Raw genomic sequence first — 26171 nt, 5'->3', positions numbered from 1 at the left:
TCCCCGGAAAGCCCCCGCCACTGGCGGGGGCTTTCCACTTTTCGGGTCTCCCTGCTAGACGCGGAGGCGGTCACCGTCGCGCCCGACGGCGGCGCCGAGGGCCGCGAGCCGCTGCTCGACGTCGGGGTCGTTGTGGTGACTGAGGTGCACCGCAACGACCTGCGTCGCCGCGTCCACCACGCCGGCCGACCGCAACGCCTCGACCGCGTCCGCGAAGGTCGCGAGTCCCAGGTGCCGCTCCCCCGCCAGGTCGAGCCGGTCGCCGAACGTCTGCTCCAGCAGCACCACGTCGAGCCGCGGCGCCCCGATCGCCTCCAAGGCGCCGGGCGCCCACGGCCCCGTGTCGCAGCCGTAGAGCAGGCTGCCGGCGGCGTCGACGCGGTAGAGCACGGCCTCCCCGAGGGCCTCGTGGGCCGCGGGCACCACGGTGATCCCGAACGGTCCCGCCTCGACCGCTTCGCCCGCCGTCACCTCGACGAGCCGCACCGCGGTCTGGCCGGGAGCGAGCCAGTCGCGGCACCGCGCGATCGCGGGCGCCGGTCCGAAGACCGTGAGTGGCCGCTCGCTGACCCAGCCGCGGTGCAGGAGGAACGCCGGGTCGAGGTGGTCGGAGTGCGCGTGCGACACGAGCACCGTGTCGACATCGACGAGGTCGACTCCGGCGCGCAGCGCCTGCCGCGCGGCCTCGGGACCGGGATCGATCCAGAGCCGCCCGTCGACGAGCACGCTGGTGGGCGTCCGGAGCTCGCCGCGCTCGCCCATCGTCGTGCACGAGGCGCAGCGGCAGAACGGCGACGGCCAGCCGTCAGCCGAGCCGGTGCCCAGTAGCAGGACCTCCACGGGCTCAGTCGTGCGCCGGCGCCTCGCCGCGCAGGCCGGGCGAGCACATGACCTTCTCGGGCGTGATCGCGATGACGACGCGGCGCGGGTTCTCCTTCGGCTGGCGGTAGCGCTGCGCGTAGAGCTGCTCGGCCAGGGTGATCGACTCGCGGTCGCGCAGGATCTCGGCGGTGCCGGCGATGCTCAGCCACTGCGGTCCGGCCACCTGGGCCACGGTGGCGCGCGGGTCTCGCTCGACGTTGCGCACCTTCTGGCTGCCGTCCATCGTGGTGATCCGCACGATGCCCTCGTGCACGGTGAAGCCCACCGCGACGACGTGGATCCGTCCGCCGGGTCCGATCGTGGACAGGGTCGCGAGGTGGCGATCGGTCAGGAAGTCGCCCTCGGGCAGCCAGACGTCGGTCATGGGTCCATCATCGCGGGCGGGCGCCCGTGCTCCCGCTCGGGTGCCGGATCGTAGGGTGAAGGACGTGTCGACCCCGAACCCCGCCGCGCCCCTCGAGCTCGCCCACGGTCCTGCCTGGCCGAACCGCTGGACGCTCGCTCCCCTGACGAACAAGCAGAGCCACGCCGACGGCACCCTGTCGGACGACGAGTACGAGTGGCTCGTCGCGCGGGCCCGCGGTGGCTTCGGCCTCGTGATGACCTGCGCCGCCTACGTCTCGCCCGAGGGCCAGGCCTGGAAGGGGCAGCTCGGCATCAGCGACGACCGGCACGACGCGGGCCTGCGACGGCTCGCCGACGGCATCCGCGAGCTCGGTGCCGTCTCCTCGATCCAACTGCACCACGGCGGCATGCGCGCGGACGCGTCGATCTCGGGCCACCCGCTCGTCGCGCCGTGGGACGACCCCGACCGCGGCGTCCACGCCCTCTCGACGAGCGACGTCCAGCGCGTCATCGACGACTTCGTGGCCGCCGCCGTCCGCGCCGAGAAGGCCGGGTTCGACGGCGTGGAGATCCACGGCGCCCACGGCTACGTGCTGTGCCAGTTCCTCGACGCGCGCAAGAACCACCGCACCGACGGGTACGGCGGCTCGCTCGAGGGTCGCAGCCGACCGCTGCGCGAGGTCCTGAGCGGGATCCGCGCCGCCACCGGCGCGGACTTCCAGGTGGGCGTCCGGGTCTCACCGGAGGGCTACGGCATCACGGTCGCCGACTCGCGTGCCCTCGTCGAGCAGATCCTCGCGTCGGGCGACGCCGACTACGTCGACCTGTCGCTGTGGGACGTCGCGAAGGAGCCGCGCGACACCGCGGTGGACGGCCTGCTGATCGACCAGTACGTCGATCTGCCGCGTCACGGCACTCGCCTCGGCGTGGCCGGGAAGATCCTGGCGGCCCAGGACGCCGACTGGTGCCTCGAGCGCGGGGCCGACTTCGTCACCGTGGGCACGGCGGCGATCATCCACCACGACCTCCCCCGACTCGTCGCCTCGACGCCCGGGTTCGTCAGCGAGCCGCAGCCCTTCAGCCGCAGCCGCCTCGAGCAGGAGCACCTCGGCCGCGACTTCATCGACTATCTCGCCGACGGCTGGGACGACTTCGTCGCCTGATCCCGGGAACGACACCCGGGAACGACTCAGGGCCACCCCGTGCGGGGTGGCCCTGTCGCGTTGACTCATGAGGGCTGGTGGAGCTGCCGGGAATCGAACCCGGGTCCTATGACGCTGAACCAAGACTTCTCCGGGTGCAGTTCGTCTGGCGCTTTTCTCGGCCCCGGTGCTCGGACGAACGCGTCACCGACAGGCTCAGTAGCGGAGAAGTCCCGATCTGACCTCGCTACGCGGTCAGACCAGCAAGTCCTCTAGATGAGATGGACGATCCGGGACGAGGACGCTCCCGGGTCCACCCTTCGCAGGTCGCTGTCAGGCAGCGAGGGCGAAGTCAGTGCGCTTGGAATCGGCACTTATGGGTTTGCAACGATCGTTTGAGAGATGACGTTGCCTTCTCTACCCGCTTCTCTTGGATCGAACGACCACAGTCGAAACCGATCAGCCCCTCTGAAATTGTCAATGCACCCATTCTAACCGGCTGCCGGTGCGAATTGTTCCCGTCGGGCTCGCGAGCGGTCAGTGGACGGGGCCGACGAGGTCGGCGCCGTTGTGCCACAGCACCGAGCGCATCCAGTCGTCGCCGAGGCCGAGGCGGTCGAGGGCCTCGACCTGGTGCGCGTAGGGGTACGGGATGTTCGGGAAGTCGCTCCCGAAGACGATCCGGTCCTGCAGCGCCAACAGCCGCTTCGGGTCCACCGGCGGCGGGTCGTCGAAGAAGTCGACGAAGGTCATCGTCGTGTCCAGCCGCACGTTCGGGTACTGCTCGGCAAGGTCGCAGAACGCATCGACCTCGGGCATGCCGAGGTGGGCGATGACGAGCGGCAGCCGCGGGAAGCGCTCCAGCACGGCGGCCACGCCGCGCGGGCCCGTGTGCGGACCGGGCGCCGGCCCGGAGCCGGCGTGCAGCACGATCGGGACCTGCGCCTCCTCGAGCGCCGCCCAGACGGGGTCGAGCAACGGGTCGTCGGCGGCGAACTCCCCCACCTGCAGGTGGGCCTTGAAGATCCGCACGCCCGACGCGAGGGCGGCCGGGACGTACTCGGCCGCCTCGGGCTCGGGGAAGAACGTGGCCGACGGCACCGAGTCGGGCACCCGCTGGGCGAACCCGGCGAGCCACTCGTTCATGAACGGGGCGATGCCCGGCTTGTGCGCGTAGGACAGCGCGGTGAAACGCCTCACGCCGAGCGAGCGCAGCGTCTCGACGCGCTCCTCGTCGCTCGTGCGGTAGTGGATCGGCCACGCGCGGCCCAGCTTCGGGCCGGCGGAGTCGAAGTACGCCCAGACCTTCGCCAGCACCTGCGGCGCCATGAAGTGCACGTGGACGTCGACGATCCCCGGCACGCCCAGCCGCTCGAGGTACGCGGCGAGGTCGGCGTCCTGCCAGGTCATATGCCCTTGAGCCGGCGACCGACCTCGCGCTCGGCGTCGCGGGACGCCTGGCGCTCGGCGATGGCGTGGCGCTTGTCGAAGGCCTTCTTGCCGCGGGCGAGGGCGATCTCGACCTTGGCGCGGCCGTCCTTGAAGTACAGGCTCAGCGGGATGATCGTGAGGCCCTTGGACTGCGTGCGGTGCTCGATGCGCTCGATCTCGTGCCGGTTGAGCAGCAGCTTGCGGCGACGGCGCGTCTCGTGGTTGGTCCACGTGCCGTTGTCGTACTGCGGGATGTGCACCTGCAGCAGCCAGGCCTCGCCGCGGTCGATCTCACCGAACCCGTCGACGAGGGAGGCCCGGCCCTGGCGCAGCGACTTGACCTCCGTGCCGGTCAGCACCAGACCCGCCTCGAAAGTGTCCTCGATGTGATAGTCGTGCCGCGCCTTCTTGTTCTGCGCAATCAGCTTGCGACCGGTCTCCTTGGCCATTCGACCATTGTGTCAGGTCGGGCGAGCGTCAGCTGGGGGCGACCGGACGCTCAGAGCCAGTTCATCGGGTTCGTCGTCGACCCGTTGACCAGCACCATGAAGTGCAGGTGGCAGCCCGTGGAGTAGCCCGTGGAGCCGACGTAGCCGATGACCTCGCCACGCTTGACCTTCGCGCCACTGCTGCGGGCGAACCGCGACAGGTGGTTGTAGGTCGTAATGACGCTCTTGCCGCGCTTGACGCCGTTGTTGAGGATGACGCGGTTGCCGTAGCCGCCGTTGTAGTACTGCGACACGATCGTGCCGCCGGCGGCCGCGCGGATCGGGACGCCGCAGCCGACGCCGAAGTCGGTGCCGTCGTGCAGCTTGTAGACGCCGGTGATCGGGTGACGACGCATGCCGTAGGGCGAGGTGATCGGGCCGTTGACCGGGCGGCTCAGGGCGCCACCGGAGTCGCCGGTGGTGCCACCGCCGTCGCCGCCGCCTCCACCGCCGCCGCCCTTCTTCTCCCTCTCCTTGCGGGCGCGCTCGGCGGCCTCGAGCTCCTTGCGGACGATCTCGGCCATCTGGCTCTCGAGGCGACGACGGTCGGCCTCGAGCTCGGCCTGGAGGGCCAGGTCCTCGGCGAGGGTCGCGTCGGCGGTGCGCTTGGCACCGGCCCGAGCGGTGACCAGCTTCGCCACGGAGGCGGCCTGCGCCTCGGCCTGGGCGGTCAGCTCCTGCATCTGCACGACGACGGCCTCGGCCTGCTGCTTCTGCTTCGCCACCTGGTCGCGGAGCTCCTCGACCTTGTCGCGCTCGATGCCGAGCATGACCTCGGAGGCCGCGAGCTCCTGCATGACGGCGATCTGGGCGTCGCCGATCGAGGTCTTGGCGCTCATCTGCTCGGAGAACAGTCCGGGGTCGGAGCCGCGGAGGAGGTCGCCGAAGGCCTTCAGCCCGGCGTCGCCGGCCATGACGGACTCGACGGCGAAGGACTCCACGGCGCCGCGCGACTGACGCAGCTCCTTCTCGGCCCGCTCGAGGCGGGCCTCGGCGGCGGAGAGCTCGGCCTCCGCCTTGTCCAGGGCGGCGCGCAGGCGCGCGTCCTCGGCCTGGGCGACCGCGAGCCGGCCGCGCGTCTGCCCCAGCTGGGACTGCGCGTCGGCGAGCTTCGTGTTGGCGTTGATGAAGGCGAGCTTCGCGTCGCGGGCCGCCTTCGTGGACTCCTGGACCTCGTTCTTGGCGTCCTTGAGGCGCTTGTCGTTCTCGCGCTGCTCGCGCTTGACGTCGTCCTTCTCGTCACCGAAGGTGGGCGCGCTGAAACCGGCCACCAGCAGGGCGCTGAGGGCGAGGGCGAGCAGCGGCTTGCGCAATCTCGTCATGTGCCTCGAATCCGGGGAAGTGTCCGTCAGGACGGAATCGTGCGATGTGACTCGAGTGACTCTACGCCTCAGGTTGAGGGTTTGGTGGGCGCTCCGCGCCGCGCGTGTCGCCGCCGGACCTCAGACGTCGAGGTACTTGCGGGTCATCACGAACGTCGGCACGAGCGCGAGGAGCAGGGCGAGGACCGTGGTCATGCCCATGACCAGGAACGCGTCCTCCCAGCGCACCCACGTGGTGATCCGGCCGAGCGTGTCGCGCAGGTAGCCGTAGACGACGAAGTGCATGAACGCCGCGAGGCCACCCGCCGCGAGGGCCGCCGAGATGAACGCCGCGACGAGCGACTCGAGGACGAACGGCGCCTGGATGTGCCAGCTGGAGGCGCCGACGAGCCGCATGATGCCGATCTCGCGGCGCCGCGCGAAGGCCGTCATCCGGATCGTGTTGGAGACCTGCAGGATCGCCGCGATGATCAGCAGGCCCGCTGTCGCGAGCGCCGCCCACTGCATCTTGTCGAGCATCTCGAACAGCGGCCCGAGCAGGTCGCGGAGCGAGTTGACGTTGCCCACGCCGTCCATGCCCGAGACCTCGCTGACGACGCCGTCGAACTGCTGTGGGTCCTTCAGCGTGACGAAGTACGACTCGGGGAACGAGTCGACGCCGAGGGTCTCGAGCTGCTTGCGGCCCGTGTCGGTCTGGCCGAGGAGCTCACGCGCCTGGGCGTAGTTCTCCTGAGGGCTGCGGACGGTGAAGTCGCGCACCTCGGGGTTGTCGGTGAGGGCGTCCTGGACGGCCTGCTTCTGCTCGTCGGTGGCCGCACCGCCGACGCACGTGGCCGCCGGGGAGTTCTTGGTGCACAGGTTCACCTGCAGCTGCAGGCGGTCGCCGAAGTACTGCTCGGTGCGCTCGGCCTGGGCCTGGATCAGCAGGCCGAGGGAGGCCAGCAGCAGCGACACGCTCATCGTGACGATCAGCGAGATCGTCATGGAGGTGTTGCGGGTCAGGCTGGCGCGCAGCTCGTTGAGGATCGCTCGCATGGGTCTCAGTTCTCGTAGCCGTAGATGCCGCGGGCCTCGTCGCGCACGACGCGCCCCTCGTCGAGCTCGATGACGCGCTTGCGCATCTGGTCGACGATCGAGGAGTCGTGGGTGGCCATCAGGACGGTGGTGTCCTCGCGGTTGATCCGGTCGAGCAGCTTCATGATGCCGACGCTGGTGCTGGGATCGAGGTTGCCGGTGGGCTCGTCGGCGATGAGGATCATCGGCCGGTTGACGTAGGCCCGCGCGATGGCGACGCGCTGCTGCTCGCCACCGGAGAGCTCGTCGGGCCGGCGGTGGCCCTTGCCGTCGAGGCCGACCAGGTCGAGGGTCTCGGGGACGAGGCGCTTGATCTCCTCGCGCGGCTTGCCGATGACCTCGAGCGCGTACGCGACGTTCTCGAACACGGTCTTGTTCGGCAGCAGCCGGAAGTCCTGGAAGACGGTGCCCAGCTGACGGCGCAGCTTCGGCACCTTCCAGCTGGAGAGCTTGTTGATCTCCTTGCCCGCGACGTAGACGTGGCCCGAGGTCGGACGGGCCTCACGCAGGATCAGGCGCAGGAAGGTCGACTTGCCGGAGCCGGAGGCGCCCACGAGGAAGACGAACTCGCCCTTCGTGATCTCCAGGTCGAGCCGGTCGAGGGCGGCGCGCTTCTGGCCGGGGTAGGTCTTGGTGACCTTGTCGAAGCGAATCACCCGATTGAGTGTAGGTGTGTGACCTGAGGAAACCCGGCAGCCGCCGGGCCCGTTTCCCGTGAGGAGTGCCTCACTGCGGATGCGCCCTCGAACGCGGGGCAGGGCCGTCCGAGGGGCGTTCCTCCGGCGCGACCTGCCGTGGTCGCGGCGGCTAGGGTGAGAGCGAGTCAGCACGCCGGGAGTTCACATGAGTCTGCATGCAGTCGAGGCCGCCGCCTCGATGCTCTCGGCTCGGGGCACCGACCTGGAGGAGCTCGTCCGCGAGGCCGGACGAATCCGCGACGAGGGCCTCTCCCGCGCCGGCCGGCCCGGCGTCATCACGTGGTCGCGCAAGGTGTTCGTGCCCGTCACCACGCTGTGCCGCGACCGCTGCCACTACTGCGTCTTCGTCGACACCCCCGCCAAGCTCGAGCGCAAGGGCATCGCACCGTACCTCTCCGAGGACCACGTGCTCGCGATCGCCCACCAAGGAGCGGCGCTCGGCTGCAAGGAGGCGCTGCTGACCCTCGGCGACCGTCCCGAGGACCGCTGGGACGTCGCGCGCGAGTGGCTCGACGCGCACGGCTTCGCGTCCACGCTCGACTACGTCGGCCACCTGGCCCGGCGGATCACCGCCGAGACGGGCCTGCTGGCGCACCTCAACCCCGGCGTGATGACCGCCGGGGAGCTGCGGGTCCTGCGCCCCACCGCCCCGTCGATGGGGATGATGCTCGAGACCACCAGTCACCGGCTGTTCGCCGAGCCCGGCCAGGCGCACTTCGGCTCCCCCGACAAGGATCCGGCGCTGCGGCTTCAGGTGCTCGAGGACGCCGGCCGCCAGCGCATTCCGTTCACCACCGGCATCCTCGTGGGGATCGGCGAGACGGTCGAGGAGCGCTTCGACTCGATCCTCGCGCTGCGCGACCTGTCGGACCGCCACGGCAACGTGCAGGAGGTGATCGTGCAGAACTTCCGCGCCAAGCCCGCCACCGCGATGCAGGGCGTCGCCGACGCCGAGACCGATGCCTACATCGCCGCCGTCGCCACCGCGCGCATCGTGCTGGGCCCCGACGCCCGCATCCAGGCGCCTCCGAACCTCTCCGACCCCGCCGAGCTCTCCCTCCTCGTCGCGGCCGGCATCGACGACTGGGGCGGCGTCAGCCCGCTCACCGCCGACCACGTGAACCCCGAGCGCCCGTGGCCCCAGGTCGACCAGCTGGCCGAGCTCACCCGCGCCGCCGGGTTCGAGCTGCGCGAGCGCCTCACCGTGCACCCGCACTACATCCGCGACCGCGACACGTGGATCGACCCCGCGCTGCACGACGCCGTGCTCGCGCTCGCCGACGACGACGGCCTGGCCCGGGGAAGCGCTGGCAGTGACGTTCCCGGGGCGGAATCGGCCGAGACGCCCCGCAGACGTCACGCCCAGCGGGCGCGGATCGAGGACGACCCGGCCGGGCTCTCCGACGACGAGTACGTCCGGCTGATGACCTCCACCGGGCGCGAGCTCGATCGGCTCGCCGGGCTGGCCGACGAGCTGCGGCGCTCGGTCGCCGGGGCCACCGTCTCGCTGGTGCAGAACCGCAACCTCGGGTCCGACCGGGTCACCGACCCCGACCTCGTCGCGCAGGTCGCGGCCGACGCCGTCGACCTCGGGGCCACCGAGCTGTGCATCCAGGGCACCGCGCCGGCCGGCACGCCGGACGACGTCTACGAGCAGATGCTGCGCGCCGCCCGCTCCGCCGCGCCGGGCCTGCACCTGCACGCCTTCCGCCCTGCCGACGTCATCGACGGCGCGCGCCGTACGGGCCGCACGGTGGCCGAGCAGTACGCCGCGCTGACCGCCGCCGGCGTCGACACCGTGCCCGGCACGGGCGTGAAGGTCCTCGACGAGGAGCACCGCGCCCGGCACTTCCCCGCCGACCTGCCGGTCGACGACTGGGAGCAGGCGATCCGCGCGGCCCACGGGCTCGGCCTACGGTCCACCTCGGTGCTGTTCTACGGTCACGGCGAGTCGCCCCTGCAGCGCGTGCGCCACCTGCGCCGCCTCCGTGCGATCCAGTCCGACTCCGGGGGCTTCAACGAGCTCGTGCCGATGGCCTTCCCCGGCGGCGACCACGACGACGACCAGCACCGCGCCGTGCACGCCGTGGCCCGGCTCCTGCTGCACGGCAGCATCAGCCACGTGCAGGCCGCCTGGACGCGTCTGGGCGTCGACGGCGCCACGGTCGTCCTGCGTTCGGGCGCCGACGACCTCGGCGGCACCCTGTACGACGGCCGGGTCCTGCCCGAGGACGGTGTCGAGTTCGGCCACGAGCTCACCGTCGAGGCCGCCGAGCGCATCGCCCGCTCCCTCGGCCGCCAGCTGCGCCTGCGCACCACCACCTACGGCGTCGCGCGATGACCCGCGTCCGCGTCGCGGTCGTCGGCGCCGGCTTCGCCGGGGTCGCCATGGCCCGCCGTCTCGCCGCAGCAGGCGAGTCGTTCGTCGTGCTCGAGCGACGTCCGGGCATCGGCGGCACGTGGCACGACAACCGCTACCCCGGCGTCGCCTGCGACGTGCCCGCGCACCTGTACGGCTACTCCGACATCGCCCACCCGGGCTTCAGCCGGGTGTTCGCGCCCGGGGCCGAGATCCGCGAGTACCTCGAGGACGCCGCCGCTCCCGTCGCCGACCGCATCATGCTGTCCACGCGGCTCGACGACGCGCGGTGGGACGGCACCCACTGGCAGCTCATCACCTCGAGGGGCGCGCTCGAGGCCGAGGTCCTCGTGATGGCGGCCGGCCGACTCACCGAGCCGCGCCTGCCCGACGTGCCGGGCACCTTCGACGGCCCCGTCGTGCACACGGCGCGCTGGGACGACGAGCTCGACCTCGAGGGCCTGCGGGTCGCCATCGTCGGCACCGGCGCCTCCGGCGTCCAAGTGGTACCCGAGCTCGCCCGGCGGGCCGAGTCCGTCGTGGTGCTGCAGCGCAGCGCGCCGTACATCCTGCCCAAGGGCGATCGCGCGTATGCCGACGCCGAGATCACCCTGTTCGAGCAGCAGCCCGAGCGGCTCGCCGACCTGCGTGGCGCGCTCATGCGCGAGACCGAGGAGGTCTTCGACCAGCGCGCCGGGGACGGCCGGGCCGAGGCGCGCGCCCGGGCCCTCGGCCACCTCGCCGACCAGGTGCCCGACCCCGTCCTGCGCGCGGCATTGACGCCCGACCACGAGTTCGGCTGCAAGCGCGTCCTGTTCAGCGACGACTACTTCGCCACCCTGCGGCTCCCCCACGTGCGGCTCGTCCCCGGCGCCCTCACCGGCTACGAGCCCGGCGCCGTGCTGGCGGCCGACGGCTCGCGCCACGAGGTCGACGTCGTCGTCGCGGCCACGGGGTTCCACAGCACGCGCCAGCCCTACGCCGAGCTCGTCACCGGGCGCGACGGGATCTCGCTCGACCAGTACTGGTCACAGGGCATGCGCGCCTACGCCTCCACCGCGGTGCACGGCTTCCCCAACCTGTTCGTGCTCGACGGCCCCAACGCCACGCTCGCCCACAACTCGGCCGTGCTGATGATCGAGGCCCAGGCCGACTACGCCATGTCCGCGATCCCGTGGACCGCGCACGGCCCGCTCGAGGTGTCGGTGGAGGCCGAGCAGGCCTACATCGACGAGATCCAGGGGCGCAGCGGCGTGTGGACCTCGGGCTGCAGCAACTGGTACGTCGACGAGCAGTCGGGCCGCCAGGTGCTGCTGTGGCCGGGCAAGGCCCAGGAGTTCCGCGACCGCTTCGGGTACTTCGAGCCCGAGCCGTTCGGGCTGGCGCACCTCGACCCTTCGGAGTCCGCGGGTGCCTGACCGGCGGCGTGCCTGGACGGTCGTGATCCCGGTGAAGCCCCCGCACCTGGGCAAGTCCCGTCTCGACCTGCCCGGGATCGACCGGGTCGAGCTCGCCCGCGCGATCGCCCTCGACACGATCGAGGCGGCCGCCGAGGTCGCCCGGGTCGTCGTCGTCACGGCCGACCCGTTGATCGGCGCTCCCGGCGTGGAGGTCGTACTGGAGCCCGAGCCGCGCGGCATCGCCGCCGCCGTCACCGACGGCCTGGCGGTCGCAGCCCACGGACGTCGGGCCGTGCTGCTCGGCGACCTGCCGGGCCTGCGTCCCGACGACCTCGCGCTCGCGCTGGAGCTGGCCGAGGAAGTCCGGCTCGGAGCCGTGCCCGACGAGGAGCGTCAGGGCACCACGCTGGTCAGCGCGCGCGAGGGCGACCTGCCGGCCGCGTTCGGGCCGGGGTCGTGGCAGCGCCACCGCGAGGCCGGCTTCGTCGAGCTGCCCGTCCCCGTCTCGTCCACGATGCGCCGTGACGTCGACCGGGCCGACCACCTCGTCGGCCCTCTCGGCCCGCGCACCTCGGCAGTGCTGCGGCGCGTGGTCTGAGGGTCAGTTCCTGCTGAAGACGGGGCCCGTGCCCTCGGGCACCAGCCGGCCACCGTCCACGGTGAGCGCCGCGGGCAGCTCGGCCGGCGGGTCCTCGTCGTCACCGCAGTGGACCACCCCGCGCTCGTCGGGCGTCAGCAGCACCTGGCCTCCGCGCAGGTCCCAGCGACCGGGCATCTCCGAGCACGTGTCGGTGATGACGTAGGTGTCGTCGTCCAGGAGCGTGAGGATGAGCCGGCGGCCGGTCTCGGGCACCGGCTGGGAGACCCAGGCACCCAGCACGGGCAGCGTGTCCTCGGGCTCACCGACGCCCGCCGACGAGGTCTGCGCGGGGTAGCCCTCGGGCGTCTCGCCCGCACACCCGGCCAGCACGAGGACCGCCAGGACGAGGGCCGACAGGGTGCGCATGGCCACAAGGTAGACCCGGCCCGCGCCGCGGTCAGCACCTCTGAGGGATGGATTTCAGGCTGGAATGCGAGCATCCTTCACAGCAGTCGCTCTGGCCCCTCAGTCCTTCGTGAAGGTCGGCCCGACGCCCTGAGGAACGAGCTGGTCGCCGTCCACCGTGAGGGCCGGCGGCAGCTCCACCGGCGCGCCCACGTCCTCGCCGCACTGGGTCCCGCCGTCGTCGGGCGTCAGCACGACCTCGCCTCCCGTCAGCTCCCAGCGCCCGGTCAGCTCGAGGCACTCGTTCTCGGCGACGTAGGTGTTGTCGTCGGAGAGCGTGAGGATGACGGTCTGGCCCGACTCGAGCGGCTCGGACGTCCAGCGGCCCAGCACGGGCAGCGTGTCCTCCGGCTGCTCCTCCCCCGGCGAGGTGCCCGGGTCCGATGCGGGGTCGGAGCCGTCCGAGCACCCGGTCAGCAGGGCGAGCGCGAGCAGGAGTGCAGCGAGGAGGCGCATGCGCCCACGCTAGCGACCGCCCTGAGACTGGTCGATGCGCGCGGTGGGCGGTGAGTCCTCAACCCTTCCCGCTTGGGGGCGGTGGGTGGTCAACCGCTCAGGGGGTCCATTCGGTTGACAGCTCACCGCCTCTCTGCGGGAGGGGTTGAGGACTCACCGCCACCCCGGCGCGTCAGGGGCGGAGGGCGGCGCGGGCGAGGGTGGCGGACCTCTCGGGGTCGGTCATCCAGAGCGGCTCGACGCGCACGTCCCAGCCCTCGGCCTCGAGCCCGGGGGCGAGCGCGGCATCCTCCTCGGCCACGAGCCAGGTGTCGAGCACGCCGCCCTCGGCGCGGCGTCCGTAGTGGCGCGCCACGGCGTCGGCCGCGGTCTCCACGCCGATCGCGGCGAGGCAGGCGTCGGCCATCCCGCGCACGACCTTCCCGCCGATGATCGGCGAGACGCCCACGACCCGGCGCGCGCGGCCCAGCGCCTCGCGCACGCCCGGCACCGCGAGGATCGGGCCGATCGACACGACGGGGTTCGACGGCGCGAGCACGACGACGTCGGCCTCCTCGATCGCCTCGACCACCCCGGGCGCGGGACGGGCGTCGGCGATCCCGGGGCTCTCGAACGCGGTCGCCCGCAGGGAGGCCCGGTGCCGCGTCCACCACTCCTGGAAGTGCATCCGGGTGCCGTCCTCGACGACCACGTGGGTGTCGACCTCGGTGTCGGTCATGGGCAGCAGACGCACGCCGATCGGCCACCGCGCGCCCAGCCGCTCGGCGACCTGCGACGGAGCCAGCCCGTCGCGCAGCCAACCCGTGCGAGCCAGGTGGGTGCCGAGGTCGAGGTCGCCGAGGGTGAACCACGGCCAGCCCGCGCCCCACGCCTGGAGCTCGGCGCTGACGCGTTCGCTCTCCCCCGCCCGGCCCCAGCCGCGCTCGGTGTCGTTCACGCCGGCCAGCGCGTAGAGGATCGAGTCGATGTCGGGCTGCAGGCGCACGCCGGAGAGCCACAGGTCGTCGCCCGTGTTGACCACGACCGTGATCTCGTCGGCGTCCTCGACCGCGTCGCGCAGGCCCTTGACGAAGCGGGCGCCGCCGACCCCGCCGGCCAGCACGGTGACGCGCATCAGCCGCCCGTCCGGAAGAGGTCGTCCTCGAGCGGACGCAGGATGCTGCGCGCTCCCGGCAGGTCGAGATCGCCCACGAGGTCGGATCGACCGCGCACGACCGCGACCGGCACGTGTCCGTCCTTGGGCTTGACCAGCTCGGCCGCCGAGCACAGCTCGTCGCCGACGCACGGCAGGGTGACGGCCAGCGGCCGGCCGTCGGCGTCCCGGTCGGGCCGCTCGAACAGCCGCACCGCGGCCGCGCCGATCGCGACGTCGGTCTGACCCATCCGCCACGGTCGGCCCAGGGTGTCCGAGACCAGCACGCCGACGTACGCCTCGCGCCGCAGGTCCTCGGCGAGGGCCCGCGCCGAGGCGTCGGGGTCCTCGGGCAGCAGCAGCACCTGACCCTCGGGCACGTTGCTCGCGTCGATGCCCGCGGCGGCCGCGACGATGCCGAGGCGGTTCTCGACGATCCGCACCGGACCCCGTTCGGCCACCACGCGCACCGTCTCGGCGGCGATCGCGGCCTCGCGGTCAGCCGCGGGGACGAAGCGCCCCTCGGCCTTGCTGACGACCTTCGAGGTCACCACGACGATGTCGCCGTCCTGCAACTCCGCGTGCTCGCGGATCAGGGCGGCGAGGTCGTCGCCGGGACGGATCTCGGGCAGCCCGGAGATCCCGAGGACGGTCAGCATCGGGACGGTCAGGCCGCAGTGGACTGGTTCCGGCGCCAGCGGATGCCGGCCTCGATGAAGTCGTCGATCTCGCCGTCGAGGACCGCCTGGGTGTTGCCGGTCTCGTACTCGGTGCGCAGGTCCTTGACCAGCTGGTACGGGTTGAGCACGTAGTTGCGCATCTGGTCGCCCCAGGACGCCTGCACGTCTCCGCGGAGCTCGTCGAGGTGGGCGCGCTCCTCGGCCTTCTTCAGCGCGAGCAGCTTCGCCTTGAGGATCACCATCGCGCTGGCCTTGTTCTGCAGCTGGCTCTTCTCGTTCTGGCAGCTGACGACCACGCCGGTGGGGATGTGGGTCAGGCGCACCGCCGAGTCGGTGGTGTTGACGCTCTGGCCGCCGGGGCCGCTGGAGCGGTAGACGTCGACGCGCACCTCGTCCTCGGGGATCTCGATGTTGTCGGTCTCCTCGAGCACCGGGACGACCTCGACCGCGGCGAAGGACGTCTGGCGGCGGCCCTGGTTGTCGAACGGGCTGATGCGCACGAGGCGGTGGGTGCCGGCCTCGACCGACAGCGTGCCGTAGGCGTAGGGAGCCCGGATCGCGAAGGTCGTGGACTTGAGCCCCGCCTCCTCGGCGTAGCTGGTGTCGTAGATCTCGACCGGGTACTTGTGGCGCTCGGACCAGCGGATGTACATGCGCTGGAGCATCTCGGCGAAGTCCGCGGCGTCGACGCCGCCGGCGCCGGAGCGGATCGTCACGAGGGCCTCGCGCTCGTCGTACTCGCCCGAGAGCAGCGTGCGCACCTCGAGGCTGTCGATGGAGTTGGCCAGGCGGTTGACCTCGGCCTCGGCCTCGGCGAGGGAGTCGGCGTCGCCCTCCTCGGCACCGAGCTCGAGCAGGACCTCGACGTCCTCGAGCCGCTGGCGCAGGTTGGAGACGCGCTCGCTCTCGGCCTGGAGGGCCGACAGCCGCCCGGTGACGCGCTGGGCATTGGCCTGGTCGTCCCAGAGGTCGGGGGCGCCCACCTGCTCCTGGAGGTCGGCGATCTCGGCCTCCATCTTGGGCAGGTCGAGCACGCGCTCGATCGACGTCAGCGTCGCGCCGAGCTGTTTGATCCGGTCGTTCAGGTCCGTGGTGGCCACCTGTCGAGGTTACCGCTGCGGGCGAAGCACGGTGTCCTCGACCGCCGTCGCGGGCCGTCGTTCCAGAAACCGTCGGTATCTTCAGTGATTCACGTCACATGGGCCGGGGGTGACCGGCATGATCATCGACCGAGGGAGTCGATCACCGAATCGGAGACGCCATGACGAACGAGCGCATCGCCGCCACTGCTGCGGGCGGCGAGCTGGGATTCCTCGCCTTCGGGCTCGTGCCGCACGCCGAGACACTCGGACCGCTGGGGAGTCTCGTGCTGCTCGTCGTCTCGGCGGCGGTCACCGCCGTGGCCGCCCGACTGGTGATCGCCGCATGCGGGGCGGACGATCCGTGGCGCGAGGTGGCACTGGACCCCACGTGGGACCTGTCACTCGCCGACCTGTCCGCCTGACACGCCAGCGGCGGGCCGTCTCGAGGGAGGCGACCCGCCGCTGCTTCGTCCGACGCCCTACCTCCCCAGGCGCAGCGCGTCGCGGATCGTGAAGAACACGTCGGTCTGGTCGGTCAGCCCCACCACGTTCGCGGCGCGCGGCCCGTACCCGGCGATGCGCAGCTGCGAGCCGGTGTGCTGCTGCGAGCCGGCCGCGGCGCTCGTCGCGTAGTTGATCGTCATCGGCTGGCCGTCGCGCGTCAGCAGGTTGACCGTGGCGCCGGGCGTCGTCGAGCCCGCCTCCACGATCTGGCTGGTGTGGGCGTGGTCGGCGGTCACGATCACCGTCGTGTTCTTGTCCTTCTTCGCGTAGTCCAGCGCGACCTTCACGGCCTCGTCGAGGTCGAGCGTCTCGCCGATCTGGCCGCAGGCGTCCGACGAGTGGTTGCGCTTGTCGATGCTCGCGCCCTCCACCTGGAGGAAGAAGCCCTTGCGGCCCTTGCGATCGAGCAGCTCGATCGACTTCTCCGTCATGTCGGCCAGGCTCGGCAGCGAGGCCGTGCGCGCGGGGTTCTCGGTGCAGGAGACCGGGGCCTTCGTGCCGCCGTCGGCCGTGGCGGCCGGGCCGGTCCACCGCACCGGGAAGTTGCCCGGCGCGAAAAGGCCGAGCAGCGGCTCGTCCTGGTCGGCCTTCTTGACCTTCGACAGCGCGGCGAGGTCGTCGACGACGCGGTAGCCCCGCTGCTGAGCCTGCTCGCGCAGCGTGCGGCCCTGCCAGCGACCGGCGGTCGCGGTCTCGGCGAACGTGGTCGCGCCGCCGCCGAGGCTGACGTCCGGACGCGTGTCGAGCAGCTGCTCCGTGATGCTGCCGGCGCCACCGTTCTCCTTGGCGTTGGTCGGGCAGGTCTTGGTGGTCGCGGTCGGGCCGTAGCAGCTGCGCGCGGTGACGTGCGCGACCTGCACCGCCGGAGTCGCGTCCTGGAGCTCGGCGGTGGAGACGCTGCCGGTCTTGTACCCGGCCCGCTTCGCCAGCTCGAGCAGGGTCCGCTGAGGCTTGCCGTGGATGTCGACGCTCACCGCGTTGTCGTACGTCTTGGCGCCCGTCGCCCAGGCCGATCCGGTGGCGGCCGAGTCGGGCACGTAGTCGGGCTTGCCGTCCTTGGTGAGCGAGTACGTCGTGTACTGACCCGTGAGGGGCAGGGCGTCGATCCCGGGGAACCGGCCGGCGGCGCCGTGGACGTAGTTGCGGGCACTGGTGATCTCCGAGTCGCCCATGCCGTCGCCGATGATGAGGATGACGTTGTCCGGTCGACCGCCGTCGATGGCCTTCTTCACGGCCTGGGTCTGGTCGCCGGAGAGGCGGGCCGCGCCGCCGTGGCGACTGAGGTCGCGCTCGGCCGTCGCCACCGATCCGACCACTGCTCCCCCGAGAAGCAGTGAGGCGGTGCCGAGGACGAGCACGCTGCGGGTGCTGGTGCGTAGGTTCATGGCCTCAGCCCAGCGCCCTGCGGTGACGACCGGGTGAACCGCGGGGGAAGTCCGGCGGTCCAGTCGGGCACGCGTCAGCGCGCCTGGACGAGTCGGTGGGTGGGATCGGGAGCCGGGCCGGGGTCGGCGACCTGGCCGATGACCGTGAAGGTCGTGAAGAACGTCGCGCACGAGAGCACGAGCGCGGTGCGCCTGGCCTGTTGCCACGTGATGCGGTTCATGACACCAGCGCAGCCGATCGGGGTGAACCCGTGGTGAACCCGGCTGGAAGAGTGCGCGGCGATCGGTCGGCCACCCGCGGCCCCTCGCGCGGCATGATGGGGTCATGGACGCTCCCAGGCCGATCACCCCGCCCGGCTGGTACGACGACGGTCACGGGCAGCTGCGCTGGTACGACGGCTCGCAGTGGACCCAGCACACCGCACCCCTGGCGCAGGCCGGTCCTCCGCGGGTGCCCCAGCAGCCCGTCGCGCCTCCGCGCCAGCAGGTCCGACGGGAGGACCTCGTCCAGGTCAAGCGCTCGAAGCTCGTCTGGATCCTGCCCATCGTGTTCGTGATCGCGGCACTCGTGGGCGCCCTGTCGGCCGTGGCGGCCTGGAACGCGGGCGGCTTCGACGCCGACCCGCTGGAGCGGACCTACGCGGACTTCGTGCGCGCCGAGCAGACGCGCGACTGTGCCGCGCTCGAGGAGGTCACGACCCGCAGCTTCCGCGACGACCTGTACGACGAGCCGTTCACGTGTGCCCTCCTCGCCTCGCGCCCGCCGGTGATGCAGGGCGGTGATCCGGTGTGGGGCATGCGCCTCGGGCCTGTGGGGATCCTGCTGGTGGACGACTCGGGCTGGGTCGGCCTGGACGGCGAGCGTCAGCGGGTCTCCTCGGTGGAGACCTACACGCTGATCCGCCAGGACGGCCGCTGGAAGCTGGACGCGAGCGACTGATCCGGACTTGCTCCTCGCGCCCGTCCGGGTGATGGTGGTCACATGGTGTGGGGGCGCCGCCGGATCCGGATCGCGCTGGTCGCGTCGGCCGTGCTGGGCGCCGGCGCCCTGCTCGCCGTCTCCGAGTCCACCGAGCAGCGGAGGTCATCCGGCACGACGGCCACCGCGCCCGTGGCGGCGACGGTCGTCGCTCCAGCCCCCGCGGCCGTCCGGGTCGCCGCCGCCACGCCGCGCTGCTTCGGCGCCGCGTCGATGGCCAGGAAGCGGTGCCACAACCCGGCGCTCAAGGGACGGCTGATCCCGAGGCCGAGCATCGCCAGGCGCGAGACAGCCCGGTACCCGGGCAAGGAGTGCTACCAGTCGGGCGTCCAGCAGATCCGCCTCAACCGCGGCTGCACGTTCGGCACCCGCGCCGCGGGGCGGCCTCACGTGATCCTCGTCGGCGACTCACACGCGAGGGCCCTGATGCCCGCGTTCGTGGAGATGGCCGAGGCCGGCCACATCTCGCTGGAGGCGCAGGTGCGCGGCTCGTGCTCGTGGACGACCTCCCGCGTCAACCACCCCGACAGATCCCGCATCCGACCGTGCACGCTCTACCGGAAGAACCTGCAGCGGTGGCTGCTCAGGCAGGCGCGCACCACCGACGTCGTCGTGACCACCGGCTATGCACGCCAGGTCTCGGGCAGCGCGAAGTCGCAGGTCATCAAGATGCGCGACCTGTGGCGACCGGTCATCAAGCGCGGCGTGCGCGTGATCGCGATCAGCGACAACCCGCGACTCAAGCGCGAGCCGCAGAAGTGCCTCGTGAAGTACGGCGCGACGCGCGGCGCGAGGAAGTGCGGCGTCTCGACGAAGGCCGGGCTCCACCGCGACCCGTTCCTGCTCACCGCGAAGAAGACGCGGGGCGCCACCGCGCTCGACCTGCGTCCCCGGTTCTGCAAGAAGGGCTTCTGCCCAGCGGTGATCGGCGGCGCGAACGTCTACCGCGACCACACGCACATCACCGTGACCTACTCCAAGACGCTCGCCCCCGTCATCACCGGCAAGTTCCGGGCGATGCGGATCATCCGCTGACCCCCGACTCGTACAGCGTCAGGCCCTCGCAGAGATCGGGAGCGGCCGTGGGAGGCGTGCACCCGTACGGAGAGTGAACGACGGCGGCCGCGCCGAGGCCCGTCGTCCGGAACACGTCCGCCTCCTCACCCTCCGCGGTCCCGGGACCGACGACGACGTGGCCCCGTTCGCCGTCCGCCGTGCTGTAGGCGAGGTCCAACTGCCACGAGCACGCGCAGTCGCGCGCCGACGCCAGGACGTCGACGAACTCGAGGTCGGAGCTGGTCACCTCGAGGGTCTTCGGCTCAGTCTCGGCCCCGGAGACGGGATCGCGCCAGGCCACGCGCTCCTCGTCCAGCGACACGCTCAGGTAGGAGACGTCGGCGACGCCGCCCTTGTCGCCGGTGAACCAGTAGCCGGCGAGGGGCCGGTCCCGCTCGCTGACCCGGACCGTGAACTGGTGGATCGTCACCGGGTCGTCCGTCGCGGCACGCAGCTGGAGGCGGAACATCGTGGTGCCGGCGTCGAAGGCGCCCGCGGCGTCCTCCTGCTCCATCGCGGCCTCGCCGCCCTCGCCCGCGATGTGCTCCTGGGCGTGCTGGCGCACGTCGGGCGCGCCGGGCGGCCACACGTGCTCGTCGCGGTGCTCGGCCTCCACCATGGAGTCGAACTCGTCCGTGGCCAGCACGGTGACCTGGAGCGGGTCACGCCCGGTGGCGTCACGGACCGACGACCACAGACCGGGTCCGAAGTAGGAGACCGCCCAGGCGGCCACGATGGACGCGAGCCCCGCGGCGATCACCTTCGAGCGCTGCGTCAGCCACGAGACGGCCCCGGCATCGCGGGTCGACCGTCCGGCGCGCGCGGCGGATCGACCCGTGCGCTCGCCGCGGCCCGCCATGTCGCCCCCGACCGGAGGAGCCGTTCAGCGGGAGTCGATTCCCGAGACCGGTCCTCCGGCTCCAGCATGATCCCGCGGTCCCGCGGCTGACAAGGGTGTGTCGCGCGCAGGGCTCAGTTGGCGGCGTCGAACGCCTCGAGGATCTCCTTCTTGATCCGGCCGCGCTCGTTCACCTGGTGGCCGTTCTCCTTGGCCCACGCACGCACGTGGGCGAGCTCCTCGGGCGACCGGCCCGAGCCGCTGCCGGTGCTGCCGCGGCGGGAGGAGGGCGCCGACGAGCGGGTCGTCGTCCTGCGCCCGGCCTTGATGTAGGTGGCGAGGGCGGACCGCAGCTCGTCGGCCTCCTTCGTCGTCAGGTCGATCTCGTAGGCGGTGCCGTCGAGCGCGAAGGAGACGGTCTCACCCTTGCCGTCCTCGATCTCCTTGCCGGAGATGTCGCTGGAGAGAATGGTGACCACGCGCTGCGCCATGGTTTCTGCCTTTCGCCGTGAATTCCCTATTCGGCGAGAATTGTCATTCCGCCGTCGAATTCACCTTATCGACAGAGAACACGAGAAAGTCGTCTCATCGATATCGATATCTCGAGAAAAAGAGAATTCAGCGCTCGTTGCCGCGCTTGAAATTCCCCGTGGCCCGCGCGAGCAGGTGCTGGACCTGGCGACGGTCAGCCGACGCGAGGCGCGCGGCGAGCCGTTCGGCGGCGCGGCCGGACACGGTGGTCACGGTGCGGCCCTGCCAGTCGATGAGGACCGTGCCGTCCTTCGTGACGCGATGGGTGAAGACGTCCTCGGCGAACCGGTCGCGGGCGTCCTCGACCACGATCAGTGCTTCGGGGTGCCCTCGGCGGCGGGAAGCGGCATGCGCTGCGTGGCCTCGATGTCGTGGCCGTCCGTGGCGGTCTCCGGCGGGATCACCGGGACGTGGTGCTTGCTCTTGGCGTTGACGGCCATCGCGAGGATCCAGATGACGACGTACACCAGCGCGGTGCCGCCGATGAACAGGCCGATCCACTCGATCGTGGACAGGGCGTTCTCGTCGACCGGCCAGGAGTCCGAGTCGGGGACGGTGCTGGCCATGGCCGGGGTCGCGGCGGCGACGACGGCGAGCAGGGCTGCGGTGACGGCGGTGATCACTCGGGCGAGGCTCATGGGGCCATGGTATCGGCCACCGTCTGGGCCTGACCGCTCACCCGTAGGGTTGAGGGGTGGAATGGACATGGACCCCTGAGGACGTCGTGGCGTGGCTGCTCGACGTGCCCGGGCGAGCCCTGCTCATCGTGCTCATCGCCATCGCCATGCGGTGGCTGGCGCACCGCTTCATCAACCGACTGACCGGTCGCGCCGCGAAGGGCGCCGTGCCGGGAGTCCTGGCGAACTCGAAGGCCGGCGTCTTCCTGGCCGACCTGCGCAACGGCTCGAGCGAGCGCCGTCGCCAGCGCGCCGAGACGATGGGATCGCTGCTGCGCAGCATCGCCTCGGGCGTCATCTGGAGCATCGCGTTCGTCATGGTGCTCGGCGTCTTCGGCCTGCCGATCGCCCCGCTGCTCACCGGCGCCGGCGTCGCGGGCGTGGCCCTCGGCTTCGGCGCGCAGACGCTGGTGAAGGACTTCCTCTCGGGCATCTTCATGATCCTCGAGGACCAGTACGGCGTCGGCGACGCGGTCGACGTGGGCGAGGCCGTCGGCACGGTCGAGGCGGTGGGCCTGCGGGTCACGCGGCTGCGCGACGTGAACGGCACCGTCTGGTACGTCCGCAACGGCGAGATCCTGCGCGTCGGCAACCACAGCCAGGAGTGGGCGCGCACCGTGCTCGACGTGACGGTCGCCTACGACTCCGACCTCGAGCTCGTGCAGCAGATCCTGCGCGAGGAGGCGCACGGGCTGTTCACCGACTCCACCCTGTCCGCCGTCATCATCGAGGAGCCCGAGGTGTGGGGCGTCGAGCGGTTCGACAAGGACGGCGCGGTCGTGCGCACGGTCCTCAAGACCGCTCCCCTGCACCAGGCCGACGTGGGTCGCGCGCTGCGCAGCCGCGTCCTGCGCCGCTTCGACGAGAACGGCATCCGCATCCCCTCGACCACACTTCCGCCCTCGGGAGGCACCGCATGACCGAATCACCCGCGCAGGAGACGTTCTACGAGGCCATCGGCGGCCGCGCCACGATCGAGCTGATCGTGGACGTCTTCTACCAGGGCGTCGCGCAGGACGAGGTGCTGAAGCCGATGTACCCCGAGGAGGACCTCGGTCCCGCGGCCGAGCGGCTCACGATGTTCCTCGAGCAGTACTGGGGCGGCCCCACCGAGTACTCGCAGCGTCGCGGTCACCCGCGCCTGCGGATGCGGCACGCGCCCTACGCCGTCACCGAGGACGCGCGTGACCGCTGGCTGAAGCACTTCCGCGAGGGACTCGACGCGGCGCGGCTCGATCCCGAGCACGACGCCCAGTTCTGGGCGTACGCGCAGCACGCCGCCAACTTCATGATCAACTCGCCGAGCTGATCAGGACATCGCGGCCGCGAGCGACTCCTTCTCGCGGTCGCTGAACGGGCGCGACGACTGGGTCGCGGCGTCGAAGCCCACCAGCACCGCCAGCGACGAGGCGAACGCGACGCCCTCGTCGCCGAGCTGGGCCTCGATCGTGAACGAGGCGTTGCCGACGCGACCCACGCGCGCCGTGGACTCCAGGCGCGCCTGCGCCGGGATCGGGCGGTGGTAGCGCGCCTCCACGCTGGCGACCACGAAGTTGCCCGGCGTGAGCCGCGTGAGGACGCCGTTGATGAACGGCACGCGGGTCTCCTGGAAGAGCTCGAAGACCTGCGCCTCGTTGACGAGGCCGGTGGCGTCGAGGTCGGTGTGCCGTAGCGCGATCGAGCCGGGCTGGGCCGCGGCGTTGAGCCGCTCCTCCGGCGCGAGGGCGCCGTAGGTGACGTCGACGACCGCGAACTCGTCGTCCGAGCCCTCGACCCCGATGACCTGCTGCACGCGGTCACCCTCGACGCGGCTGGTGACCACGACGGGGCGCCTCCCCAGCAGCATCGGGCGCTTGAACTGGATGTTCATCGCGCCGATCGGGCCCGCCGGCAGCTCCGGGATCGCAGCCCGCGCGTTCTCGGCGTACTTGAGGTAGACGACGTTGTTGACGTGGTTGAGCGAGTCGAGGTCGGCCCACCGCATCGGGATCTCGTGTCGGTACTCGGTCACCCGCGCATCCTGTCACGGCGCCCGGAGTGATGCTCAGGCGCCGAGCGTGTCGTCGATCTCGACGACGGAGTCGCCCTCCTGGACGATCTGGCCCTCCGCGACGAGGATGCTCGCGACGTGGCCGTGGGCCGGCGCGACGACGGGGATCTCCATCTTCATCGACTCGATGATGACGAGCGTGTCGCCGGGACCGACCTGGTCGCCCTCGCGGGCGAGGATCTTCCACACGTTGCCGACGATCTCGGCCTTGGCGTCGATCACGCGTGCTCCAGCAGGCGCAGCGAGGCGGCGAGGCGCTCGCGCGTCTCCTCGGGGTGGATGACGTCCTCGATGATGCCGTTCTCGGCCGCGACGAACGGACGGGCGACGTTCTCGCGGTAGTCGGCGGCCAGCTCGTCGCGCAGCGCGGCGGGGTCCTCCGCGGCGGCGAGCGCGCGACGGTGCAGCAGCGCCACGGCGCCGCCGGGGCCCATCACGGCGATCTCGGCGTTGGACCAGGCCCACGCGTGGTCCGCGCCGAGCGAGGTCGAGCCCATCGCGATGTACGCGCCGCCGTAGGCCTTGCGCACCACGACGGTCAGGCGCATCGACTTCTTGGCCTCGACGTACGCCTTGAGCACCTTCGCGCCCTGCGTGATGATGCCGCGCCCCTCCTCGACCGTGCCGGGCAGGAAGCCGGGCACGTCGACGAGCGTGACGATCGGGATGCCGAAGCGGCCGCAGAACTCGACGAAGCGGGCGATCTTGACCGAGTTCTTCGAGTCGAGGATGCCGCCGCGGACGGCGGGCTGGTTGGCGACGACGCCCACGGGGCGGCCGTCGATCCGGCCGAACATCGTCAGCGCGCTCCCGCAGTACTCCGGCGACAGCTCGAGGCGGGCGCCGTTGTCGAGCACGCCGTCGATGACCTGGTGCATGTCGAAGACGACGCTGGCCTTCTCGGGCACCACGGTCGGCAGCGCCTCCGCCGCGATCGGGTTGACCGGCACGGGGGCGGTCACCGGCAGCGGCGCGTCGGCGTTCGAGGGCACGTAGGACAGCAGGTGGCGGACCGACTGCAGGGCCTCGACCTCGGTCTCGACCTCGAGGTGCGCGACACCGCTCGTGCGGGTGTGCATGCCCGAGCCGCCGATCTCGTCGGCGGTGGCGTCCTCGCCGGTCGCGGCGCGGACGATGTCGGGGCCGGTCAGGAACATGTGGCCGTGACCCTTGACCATGACGGTCCAGTCGGTCAGCGCGGGCGAGTAGGCCGCGGCGCCGGCGCACGGGCCGAGGATCACCGAGATCTGCGGGATGCGCTGCTGGGCCTCCACGTTGAGCGCGAAGATCTCGCCGCAGCCGTGGAGGGCGAGGATGCCGTCGGGCACGCGGGCTCCGCCGGAGTCGTTGACGTAGACGATCGGGAAGCCGCGATCGATCGCGAACCGCTGGGCGCGGCAGATCGCCTCGGCCATCACGGCGCCGATGGCACCGGAGGCGATGGCGGCGTCGTGGCAGGCCACGACGACGGGGCGGCCGTCGACCAGGCCCCATCCGGTCACCACGCCGCTGCCGGCGCCGGGGGTGGCGGCGCGCAGCGGGGCGAGCTCGACGAAGGTGCCCTCGTCGAGCAGGAGCTCGGCGCGCTCGCGTGCGGTGTGCACGCGGGCTCCGCGGGGCTCGACGCGAGCGAAGCGCTCGCGGCGTCGGGTGTCGAGGCCGGCGCGCGGGGCCGACTCCGGGGCGGTCGTCTGGGTCGTCAGCCGGTCGTCCGAAACATGAGGCATTCCTCGACTATAGACCAAACGTGAGGATTCCCTCATATTCGTTCGGCGTGTTTTCGATGTGACCTTTCGCACCAGAGGGGCGTGCGATACGGTGACGACTAAGCAAGCGCTTAGACAACCGAGGAGACCTACGTGTCCGAACCCCGTACCGCCATCATCACCGGAGCCGCCCGTGGCATCGGCGCCGGCATCGCCAAGCGATTCGCCGCCGACGGCTTCAAGGTCGCCGTCCTCGACCTCGACGAGGCCGCCTGCCAGACCGTCGTCGACGAGATCGTCGCGAACGGTGGCCAGGCCCTCGCCGTCGGCGCCAACGTGGCCGACGCCGACGCCGTCGAGGCGGCCGTGAGCAAGGTCGCCGAGGAGCTCGGCGCGCCGACCGTGCTGGTCAACAACGCCGGTGTCATCCGCGACAACCTGCTGTTCAAGATGACCACCGACGACTGGGACCTGGTCATGGACGTGCACCTCAAGGGCTCGTTCCTCATGACGAAGGCCGTCCAGAAGCACATGACCGAGGCCAAGTACGGCCGCATCGTCAACCTGTCGAGCACGTCGGCGCTGGGCAACCGCGGCCAGGCCAACTACTCGGCCGCCAAGGCCGGCCTGCAGGGCTTCACCAAGACCCTCGCCATCGAGCTGGGCAAGTACGGCGTGACCGCCAACGCGATCGCCCCGGGCTTCATCCAGACCGACATGACCGCCGCGACCGCCGAGCGCATCGGCGTGCCGTTCGACGACTTCATCGAGTACGCCTCGAAGGAGATCCCGGTGCAGCGCGTCGGCCAGCCCGAGGACATCGCGAACACCGCGGCGTTCCTGTGTGGCGAGGCCGCCGGCTTCGTGTCGGGCCAGGTCATCTACGTCGCCGGCGGACCGAAGGACTGA

At 71.5% G+C, this 26171-nt stretch carries 31 protein-coding genes and 1 other RNA gene; 10 read left to right on the top strand and 22 right to left on the bottom strand.

The window, feature by feature from the left end; all coding sequences use genetic code 11:
- Positions 1-54: 54 nt before the first annotated feature.
- Together ACGWYL_RS09335 and ACGWYL_RS09330 are read right to left on the bottom strand one after the other, a co-directional pair.
- A complete protein-coding gene (locus ACGWYL_RS09335) occupies positions 55-840 on the bottom strand; it encodes an MBL fold metallo-hydrolase (RefSeq protein ID WP_395487020.1) in 786 nt (261 codons plus the stop codon).
- Between the two features lie 4 nt (positions 841-844).
- Positions 845-1246 carry a pyridoxamine 5'-phosphate oxidase family protein gene (locus ACGWYL_RS09330; RefSeq protein ID WP_179426052.1) on the bottom strand — a complete coding sequence of 134 codons (402 nt, stop codon included), beginning with the start codon at positions 1244-1246 and terminating at the stop codon, positions 845-847.
- Between the two features lie 64 nt (positions 1247-1310).
- Here ACGWYL_RS09330 and ACGWYL_RS09325 point away from each other — a divergent pair, with 64 nt between their 5' ends.
- Complete coding sequence (locus tag ACGWYL_RS09325) at positions 1311-2390, top strand: NADH:flavin oxidoreductase (protein ID WP_317628333.1); 1080 nt, start codon at positions 1311-1313, stop codon at positions 2388-2390.
- A 75-nt stretch (positions 2391-2465) separates the two neighbouring features.
- On the opposite strand, the gene ssrA is transcribed toward ACGWYL_RS09325, so the two are convergent.
- The 6 genes from ssrA to ftsE all read right to left on the bottom strand — a co-directional run bounded on the left by ssrA (position 2466) and on the right by ftsE (position 7340).
- Positions 2466-2836, bottom strand: a transfer-messenger RNA (tmRNA) gene (gene ssrA / locus ACGWYL_RS09320).
- A 70-nt stretch (positions 2837-2906) separates the two neighbouring features.
- Positions 2907-3779 carry an amidohydrolase family protein gene (locus ACGWYL_RS09315; protein ID WP_395487019.1) on the bottom strand — a complete coding sequence of 291 codons (873 nt, stop codon included), beginning with the start codon at positions 3777-3779 and terminating at the stop codon, positions 2907-2909.
- Positions 3776-4249 carry an SsrA-binding protein SmpB gene (smpB, locus tag ACGWYL_RS09310; protein ID WP_179426062.1) on the bottom strand — a complete coding sequence of 158 codons (474 nt, stop codon included), beginning with the start codon at positions 4247-4249 and terminating at the stop codon, positions 3776-3778. Before smpB ends, ACGWYL_RS09315 begins: the two co-directional genes overlap by 4 nt.
- A gap of 50 nt (positions 4250-4299) precedes the next feature.
- The gene (locus tag ACGWYL_RS09305; RefSeq protein WP_395487018.1) at positions 4300-5610 is read right to left on the bottom strand and encodes a peptidoglycan DD-metalloendopeptidase family protein; all 1311 of its coding nucleotides are present in this window, start codon (positions 5608-5610) and stop codon (positions 4300-4302) included.
- Positions 5611-5730: 120 nt separating this feature from the next.
- Positions 5731-6645 (bottom strand): permease-like cell division protein FtsX, encoded by a 915-nt coding sequence (gene ftsX / locus ACGWYL_RS09300; RefSeq protein WP_179426066.1) that lies wholly within the window; start codon positions 6643-6645, stop codon positions 5731-5733.
- 5 nt (positions 6646-6650) lie between these two features.
- A complete protein-coding gene (gene ftsE / locus ACGWYL_RS09295; RefSeq protein ID WP_179426068.1) occupies positions 6651-7340 on the bottom strand; it encodes a cell division ATP-binding protein FtsE in 690 nt (229 codons plus the stop codon).
- A gap of 187 nt (positions 7341-7527) precedes the next feature.
- Between ftsE and cofG the strand changes: the two genes are divergently transcribed.
- From cofG to ACGWYL_RS09280, 3 genes are read left to right on the top strand one after another with little or no spacing between them, the layout of a single operon-like run.
- Positions 7528-9723, top strand: a complete 2196-nt coding sequence (cofG, locus tag ACGWYL_RS09290) for a 7,8-didemethyl-8-hydroxy-5-deazariboflavin synthase CofG (RefSeq protein ID WP_395487017.1) — start codon at positions 7528-7530, stop codon at positions 9721-9723.
- Complete coding sequence (locus ACGWYL_RS09285; RefSeq protein ID WP_395487016.1) at positions 9720-11159, top strand: flavin-containing monooxygenase; 1440 nt, start codon at positions 9720-9722, stop codon at positions 11157-11159. The genes cofG and ACGWYL_RS09285 overlap by 4 nt, the downstream gene beginning before the upstream one ends.
- Entirely contained in the window at positions 11152-11739 is a 588-nt protein-coding gene (locus ACGWYL_RS09280) for an NTP transferase domain-containing protein (protein WP_395487015.1), read from the top strand. The genes ACGWYL_RS09285 and ACGWYL_RS09280 overlap by 8 nt, the downstream gene beginning before the upstream one ends.
- Positions 11740-11742: 3 nt before the next feature.
- Here the strand turns inward: ACGWYL_RS09280 and ACGWYL_RS09275 are convergent, their stop codons facing one another.
- From ACGWYL_RS09275 to prfB, 5 genes are all read right to left on the bottom strand, one after another.
- Complete coding sequence (locus ACGWYL_RS09275) at positions 11743-12147, bottom strand: hypothetical protein (RefSeq protein WP_179426076.1); 405 nt, start codon at positions 12145-12147, stop codon at positions 11743-11745.
- Positions 12148-12246: 99 nt separating this feature from the next.
- Complete coding sequence (locus tag ACGWYL_RS09270; protein ID WP_395487014.1) at positions 12247-12642, bottom strand: hypothetical protein; 396 nt, start codon at positions 12640-12642, stop codon at positions 12247-12249.
- 172 nt (positions 12643-12814) lie between these two features.
- A complete protein-coding gene (gene cofD, locus ACGWYL_RS09265) occupies positions 12815-13756 on the bottom strand; it encodes a 2-phospho-L-lactate transferase (RefSeq protein WP_395487013.1) in 942 nt (313 codons plus the stop codon).
- Complete coding sequence (gene cofE, locus ACGWYL_RS09260) at positions 13756-14433, bottom strand: coenzyme F420-0:L-glutamate ligase (protein ID WP_395487012.1); 678 nt, start codon at positions 14431-14433, stop codon at positions 13756-13758. The genes cofD and cofE overlap by 1 nt, the downstream gene beginning before the upstream one ends.
- A gap of 8 nt (positions 14434-14441) precedes the next feature.
- On the bottom strand, positions 14442-15554 hold the full coding sequence (gene prfB, locus ACGWYL_RS09255) for a peptide chain release factor 2 (protein WP_179426080.1): 1113 nt from the start codon (positions 15552-15554) through the stop codon (positions 14442-14444).
- A 161-nt stretch (positions 15555-15715) separates the two neighbouring features.
- On the opposite strand from prfB, the gene ACGWYL_RS09250 reads away from it, so the two are divergent.
- A complete protein-coding gene (locus tag ACGWYL_RS09250) occupies positions 15716-15958 on the top strand; it encodes a hypothetical protein (RefSeq protein WP_395487011.1) in 243 nt (80 codons plus the stop codon).
- 57 nt (positions 15959-16015) lie between these two features.
- Here ACGWYL_RS09250 and phoA read toward each other — a convergent pair whose 3' ends face one another.
- Together phoA and ACGWYL_RS09240 are read right to left on the bottom strand one after the other, a co-directional pair.
- Positions 16016-17425, bottom strand: coding sequence for an alkaline phosphatase (phoA, locus tag ACGWYL_RS09245; protein WP_395487010.1), 1410 nt, complete (start codon positions 17423-17425; stop codon positions 16016-16018).
- Between the two features lie 74 nt (positions 17426-17499).
- A complete protein-coding gene (locus tag ACGWYL_RS09240) occupies positions 17500-17646 on the bottom strand; it encodes a hypothetical protein (protein ID WP_395487009.1) in 147 nt (48 codons plus the stop codon).
- Between the two features lie 104 nt (positions 17647-17750).
- On the opposite strand from ACGWYL_RS09240, the gene ACGWYL_RS09235 reads away from it, so the two are divergent.
- Both ACGWYL_RS09235 and ACGWYL_RS09230 read left to right on the top strand, forming a co-directional pair.
- The gene (locus tag ACGWYL_RS09235; RefSeq protein ID WP_218845865.1) at positions 17751-18365 is read left to right on the top strand and encodes a DUF2510 domain-containing protein; all 615 of its coding nucleotides are present in this window, start codon (positions 17751-17753) and stop codon (positions 18363-18365) included.
- 42 nt (positions 18366-18407) lie between these two features.
- Complete coding sequence (locus ACGWYL_RS09230) at positions 18408-19439, top strand: SGNH hydrolase domain-containing protein (RefSeq protein ID WP_395487008.1); 1032 nt, start codon at positions 18408-18410, stop codon at positions 19437-19439.
- Here the strand turns inward: ACGWYL_RS09230 and ACGWYL_RS09225 are convergent.
- The 4 genes from ACGWYL_RS09225 to ACGWYL_RS09210 form a co-directional block, all read right to left on the bottom strand.
- A complete protein-coding gene (locus ACGWYL_RS09225; RefSeq protein ID WP_395487007.1) occupies positions 19429-20319 on the bottom strand; it encodes a hypothetical protein in 891 nt (296 codons plus the stop codon). The genes ACGWYL_RS09230 and ACGWYL_RS09225 overlap by 11 nt on opposite strands.
- A 113-nt stretch (positions 20320-20432) precedes the next feature.
- Entirely contained in the window at positions 20433-20789 is a 357-nt protein-coding gene (locus ACGWYL_RS09220) for an Lsr2 family protein (protein ID WP_395487006.1), read from the bottom strand.
- 127 nt (positions 20790-20916) lie between these two features.
- The gene (locus ACGWYL_RS09215) at positions 20917-21138 is read right to left on the bottom strand and encodes a hypothetical protein (protein WP_179426091.1); all 222 of its coding nucleotides are present in this window, start codon (positions 21136-21138) and stop codon (positions 20917-20919) included.
- 2 nt (positions 21139-21140) lie between these two features.
- Complete coding sequence (locus ACGWYL_RS09210) at positions 21141-21467, bottom strand: hypothetical protein (protein ID WP_179426093.1); 327 nt, start codon at positions 21465-21467, stop codon at positions 21141-21143.
- A gap of 56 nt (positions 21468-21523) precedes the next feature.
- Between ACGWYL_RS09210 and ACGWYL_RS09205 the strand changes: the two genes are divergently transcribed.
- Together ACGWYL_RS09205 and ACGWYL_RS09200 are read left to right on the top strand one after the other, a co-directional pair.
- Positions 21524-22426 (top strand): mechanosensitive ion channel family protein, encoded by a 903-nt coding sequence (locus tag ACGWYL_RS09205; protein WP_269305543.1) that lies wholly within the window; start codon positions 21524-21526, stop codon positions 22424-22426.
- A complete protein-coding gene (locus ACGWYL_RS09200) occupies positions 22423-22815 on the top strand; it encodes a globin (RefSeq protein ID WP_179426096.1) in 393 nt (130 codons plus the stop codon). Before ACGWYL_RS09205 ends, ACGWYL_RS09200 begins: the two co-directional genes overlap by 4 nt.
- On the opposite strand, the gene ACGWYL_RS09195 is transcribed toward ACGWYL_RS09200, so the two are convergent.
- The 3 genes from ACGWYL_RS09195 to ACGWYL_RS09185 are packed head-to-tail and all read right to left on the bottom strand — an operon-like array spanning position 22816 to position 25283.
- Positions 22816-23517 carry a thioesterase family protein gene (locus ACGWYL_RS09195; protein ID WP_395487005.1) on the bottom strand — a complete coding sequence of 234 codons (702 nt, stop codon included), beginning with the start codon at positions 23515-23517 and terminating at the stop codon, positions 22816-22818. It abuts the gene before it with no gap.
- Between the two features lie 33 nt (positions 23518-23550).
- Positions 23551-23778, bottom strand: coding sequence for a biotin/lipoyl-binding carrier protein (locus ACGWYL_RS09190; protein ID WP_179426100.1), 228 nt, complete (start codon positions 23776-23778; stop codon positions 23551-23553).
- Positions 23775-25283, bottom strand: a complete 1509-nt coding sequence (locus ACGWYL_RS09185) for an acyl-CoA carboxylase subunit beta (protein WP_179426102.1) — start codon at positions 25281-25283, stop codon at positions 23775-23777. The genes ACGWYL_RS09190 and ACGWYL_RS09185 overlap by 4 nt, the downstream gene beginning before the upstream one ends.
- Before the next feature lie 132 nt (positions 25284-25415).
- Here ACGWYL_RS09185 and fabG point away from each other — a divergent pair, with 132 nt between their 5' ends.
- Complete coding sequence (gene fabG, locus ACGWYL_RS09180; RefSeq protein WP_179426104.1) at positions 25416-26171, top strand: 3-oxoacyl-ACP reductase FabG; 756 nt, start codon at positions 25416-25418, stop codon at positions 26169-26171.

The sequence above is a fragment of the Aeromicrobium sp. JJY06 genome (genome assembly GCF_044069275.1).
Classification (GTDB): Bacteria; Actinomycetota; Actinomycetes; order Propionibacteriales; family Nocardioidaceae; genus Aeromicrobium; species Aeromicrobium tamlense.
The sequence above is the reverse complement of the archived record's forward strand: the minus strand, read 5'-3'. Positions and strand labels throughout refer to the sequence as shown.

What these genes read in the sequence shown, in the direction of transcription:
- ACGWYL_RS09275 (WP_179426076.1), bottom strand. Translation starts at nt 12,147, where the DNA reads ATGCGCACCCTGTCGGCCCTCGTCCTGGCGGTCCTCGTGCTGGCCGGG.
- cofE (WP_395487012.1), bottom strand. Translation starts at nt 14,433, where the DNA reads ATGCTGACCGTCCTCGGGATCTCCGGGCTGCCCGAGATCCGTCCCGGC.
- ACGWYL_RS09210 (WP_179426093.1), bottom strand. Translation starts at nt 21,467, where the DNA reads ATGAGCCTCGCCCGAGTGATCACCGCCGTCACCGCAGCCCTGCTCGCC.
- ACGWYL_RS09270 (WP_395487014.1), bottom strand. Translation starts at nt 12,642, where the DNA reads ATGCGCCTCCTCGCTGCACTCCTGCTCGCGCTCGCCCTGCTGACCGGG.
- cofD (WP_395487013.1), bottom strand. Translation starts at nt 13,756, where the DNA reads ATGCGCGTCACCGTGCTGGCCGGCGGGGTCGGCGGCGCCCGCTTCGTC.
- ACGWYL_RS09315 (WP_395487019.1), bottom strand. Translation starts at nt 3,779, where the DNA reads ATGACCTGGCAGGACGCCGACCTCGCCGCGTACCTCGAGCGGCTGGGC.
- cofG (WP_395487017.1), top strand. Translation starts at nt 7,528, where the DNA reads ATGAGTCTGCATGCAGTCGAGGCCGCCGCCTCGATGCTCTCGGCTCGG.
- ACGWYL_RS09305 (WP_395487018.1), bottom strand. Translation starts at nt 5,610, where the DNA reads ATGACGAGATTGCGCAAGCCGCTGCTCGCCCTCGCCCTCAGCGCCCTG.
- ACGWYL_RS09285 (WP_395487016.1), top strand. Translation starts at nt 9,720, where the DNA reads ATGACCCGCGTCCGCGTCGCGGTCGTCGGCGCCGGCTTCGCCGGGGTC.
- ACGWYL_RS09330 (WP_179426052.1), bottom strand. Translation starts at nt 1,246, where the DNA reads ATGACCGACGTCTGGCTGCCCGAGGGCGACTTCCTGACCGATCGCCAC.
- ACGWYL_RS09225 (WP_395487007.1), bottom strand. Translation starts at nt 20,319, where the DNA reads ATGGCGGGCCGCGGCGAGCGCACGGGTCGATCCGCCGCGCGCGCCGGA.
- ACGWYL_RS09200 (WP_179426096.1), top strand. Translation starts at nt 22,423, where the DNA reads ATGACCGAATCACCCGCGCAGGAGACGTTCTACGAGGCCATCGGCGGC.
- ACGWYL_RS09240 (WP_395487009.1), bottom strand. Translation starts at nt 17,646, where the DNA reads ATGAACCGCATCACGTGGCAACAGGCCAGGCGCACCGCGCTCGTGCTC.
- phoA (WP_395487010.1), bottom strand. Translation starts at nt 17,425, where the DNA reads ATGAACCTACGCACCAGCACCCGCAGCGTGCTCGTCCTCGGCACCGCC.
- ACGWYL_RS09235 (WP_218845865.1), top strand. Translation starts at nt 17,751, where the DNA reads ATGGACGCTCCCAGGCCGATCACCCCGCCCGGCTGGTACGACGACGGT.
- ACGWYL_RS09220 (WP_395487006.1), bottom strand. Translation starts at nt 20,789, where the DNA reads ATGGCGCAGCGCGTGGTCACCATTCTCTCCAGCGACATCTCCGGCAAG.
- ftsX (WP_179426066.1), bottom strand. Translation starts at nt 6,645, where the DNA reads ATGCGAGCGATCCTCAACGAGCTGCGCGCCAGCCTGACCCGCAACACC.
- smpB (WP_179426062.1), bottom strand. Translation starts at nt 4,249, where the DNA reads ATGGCCAAGGAGACCGGTCGCAAGCTGATTGCGCAGAACAAGAAGGCG.
- ACGWYL_RS09250 (WP_395487011.1), top strand. Translation starts at nt 15,716, where the DNA reads ATGACGAACGAGCGCATCGCCGCCACTGCTGCGGGCGGCGAGCTGGGA.
- ACGWYL_RS09230 (WP_395487008.1), top strand. Translation starts at nt 18,408, where the DNA reads ATGGTGTGGGGGCGCCGCCGGATCCGGATCGCGCTGGTCGCGTCGGCC.
- ACGWYL_RS09185 (WP_179426102.1), bottom strand. Translation starts at nt 25,283, where the DNA reads ATGCCTCATGTTTCGGACGACCGGCTGACGACCCAGACGACCGCCCCG.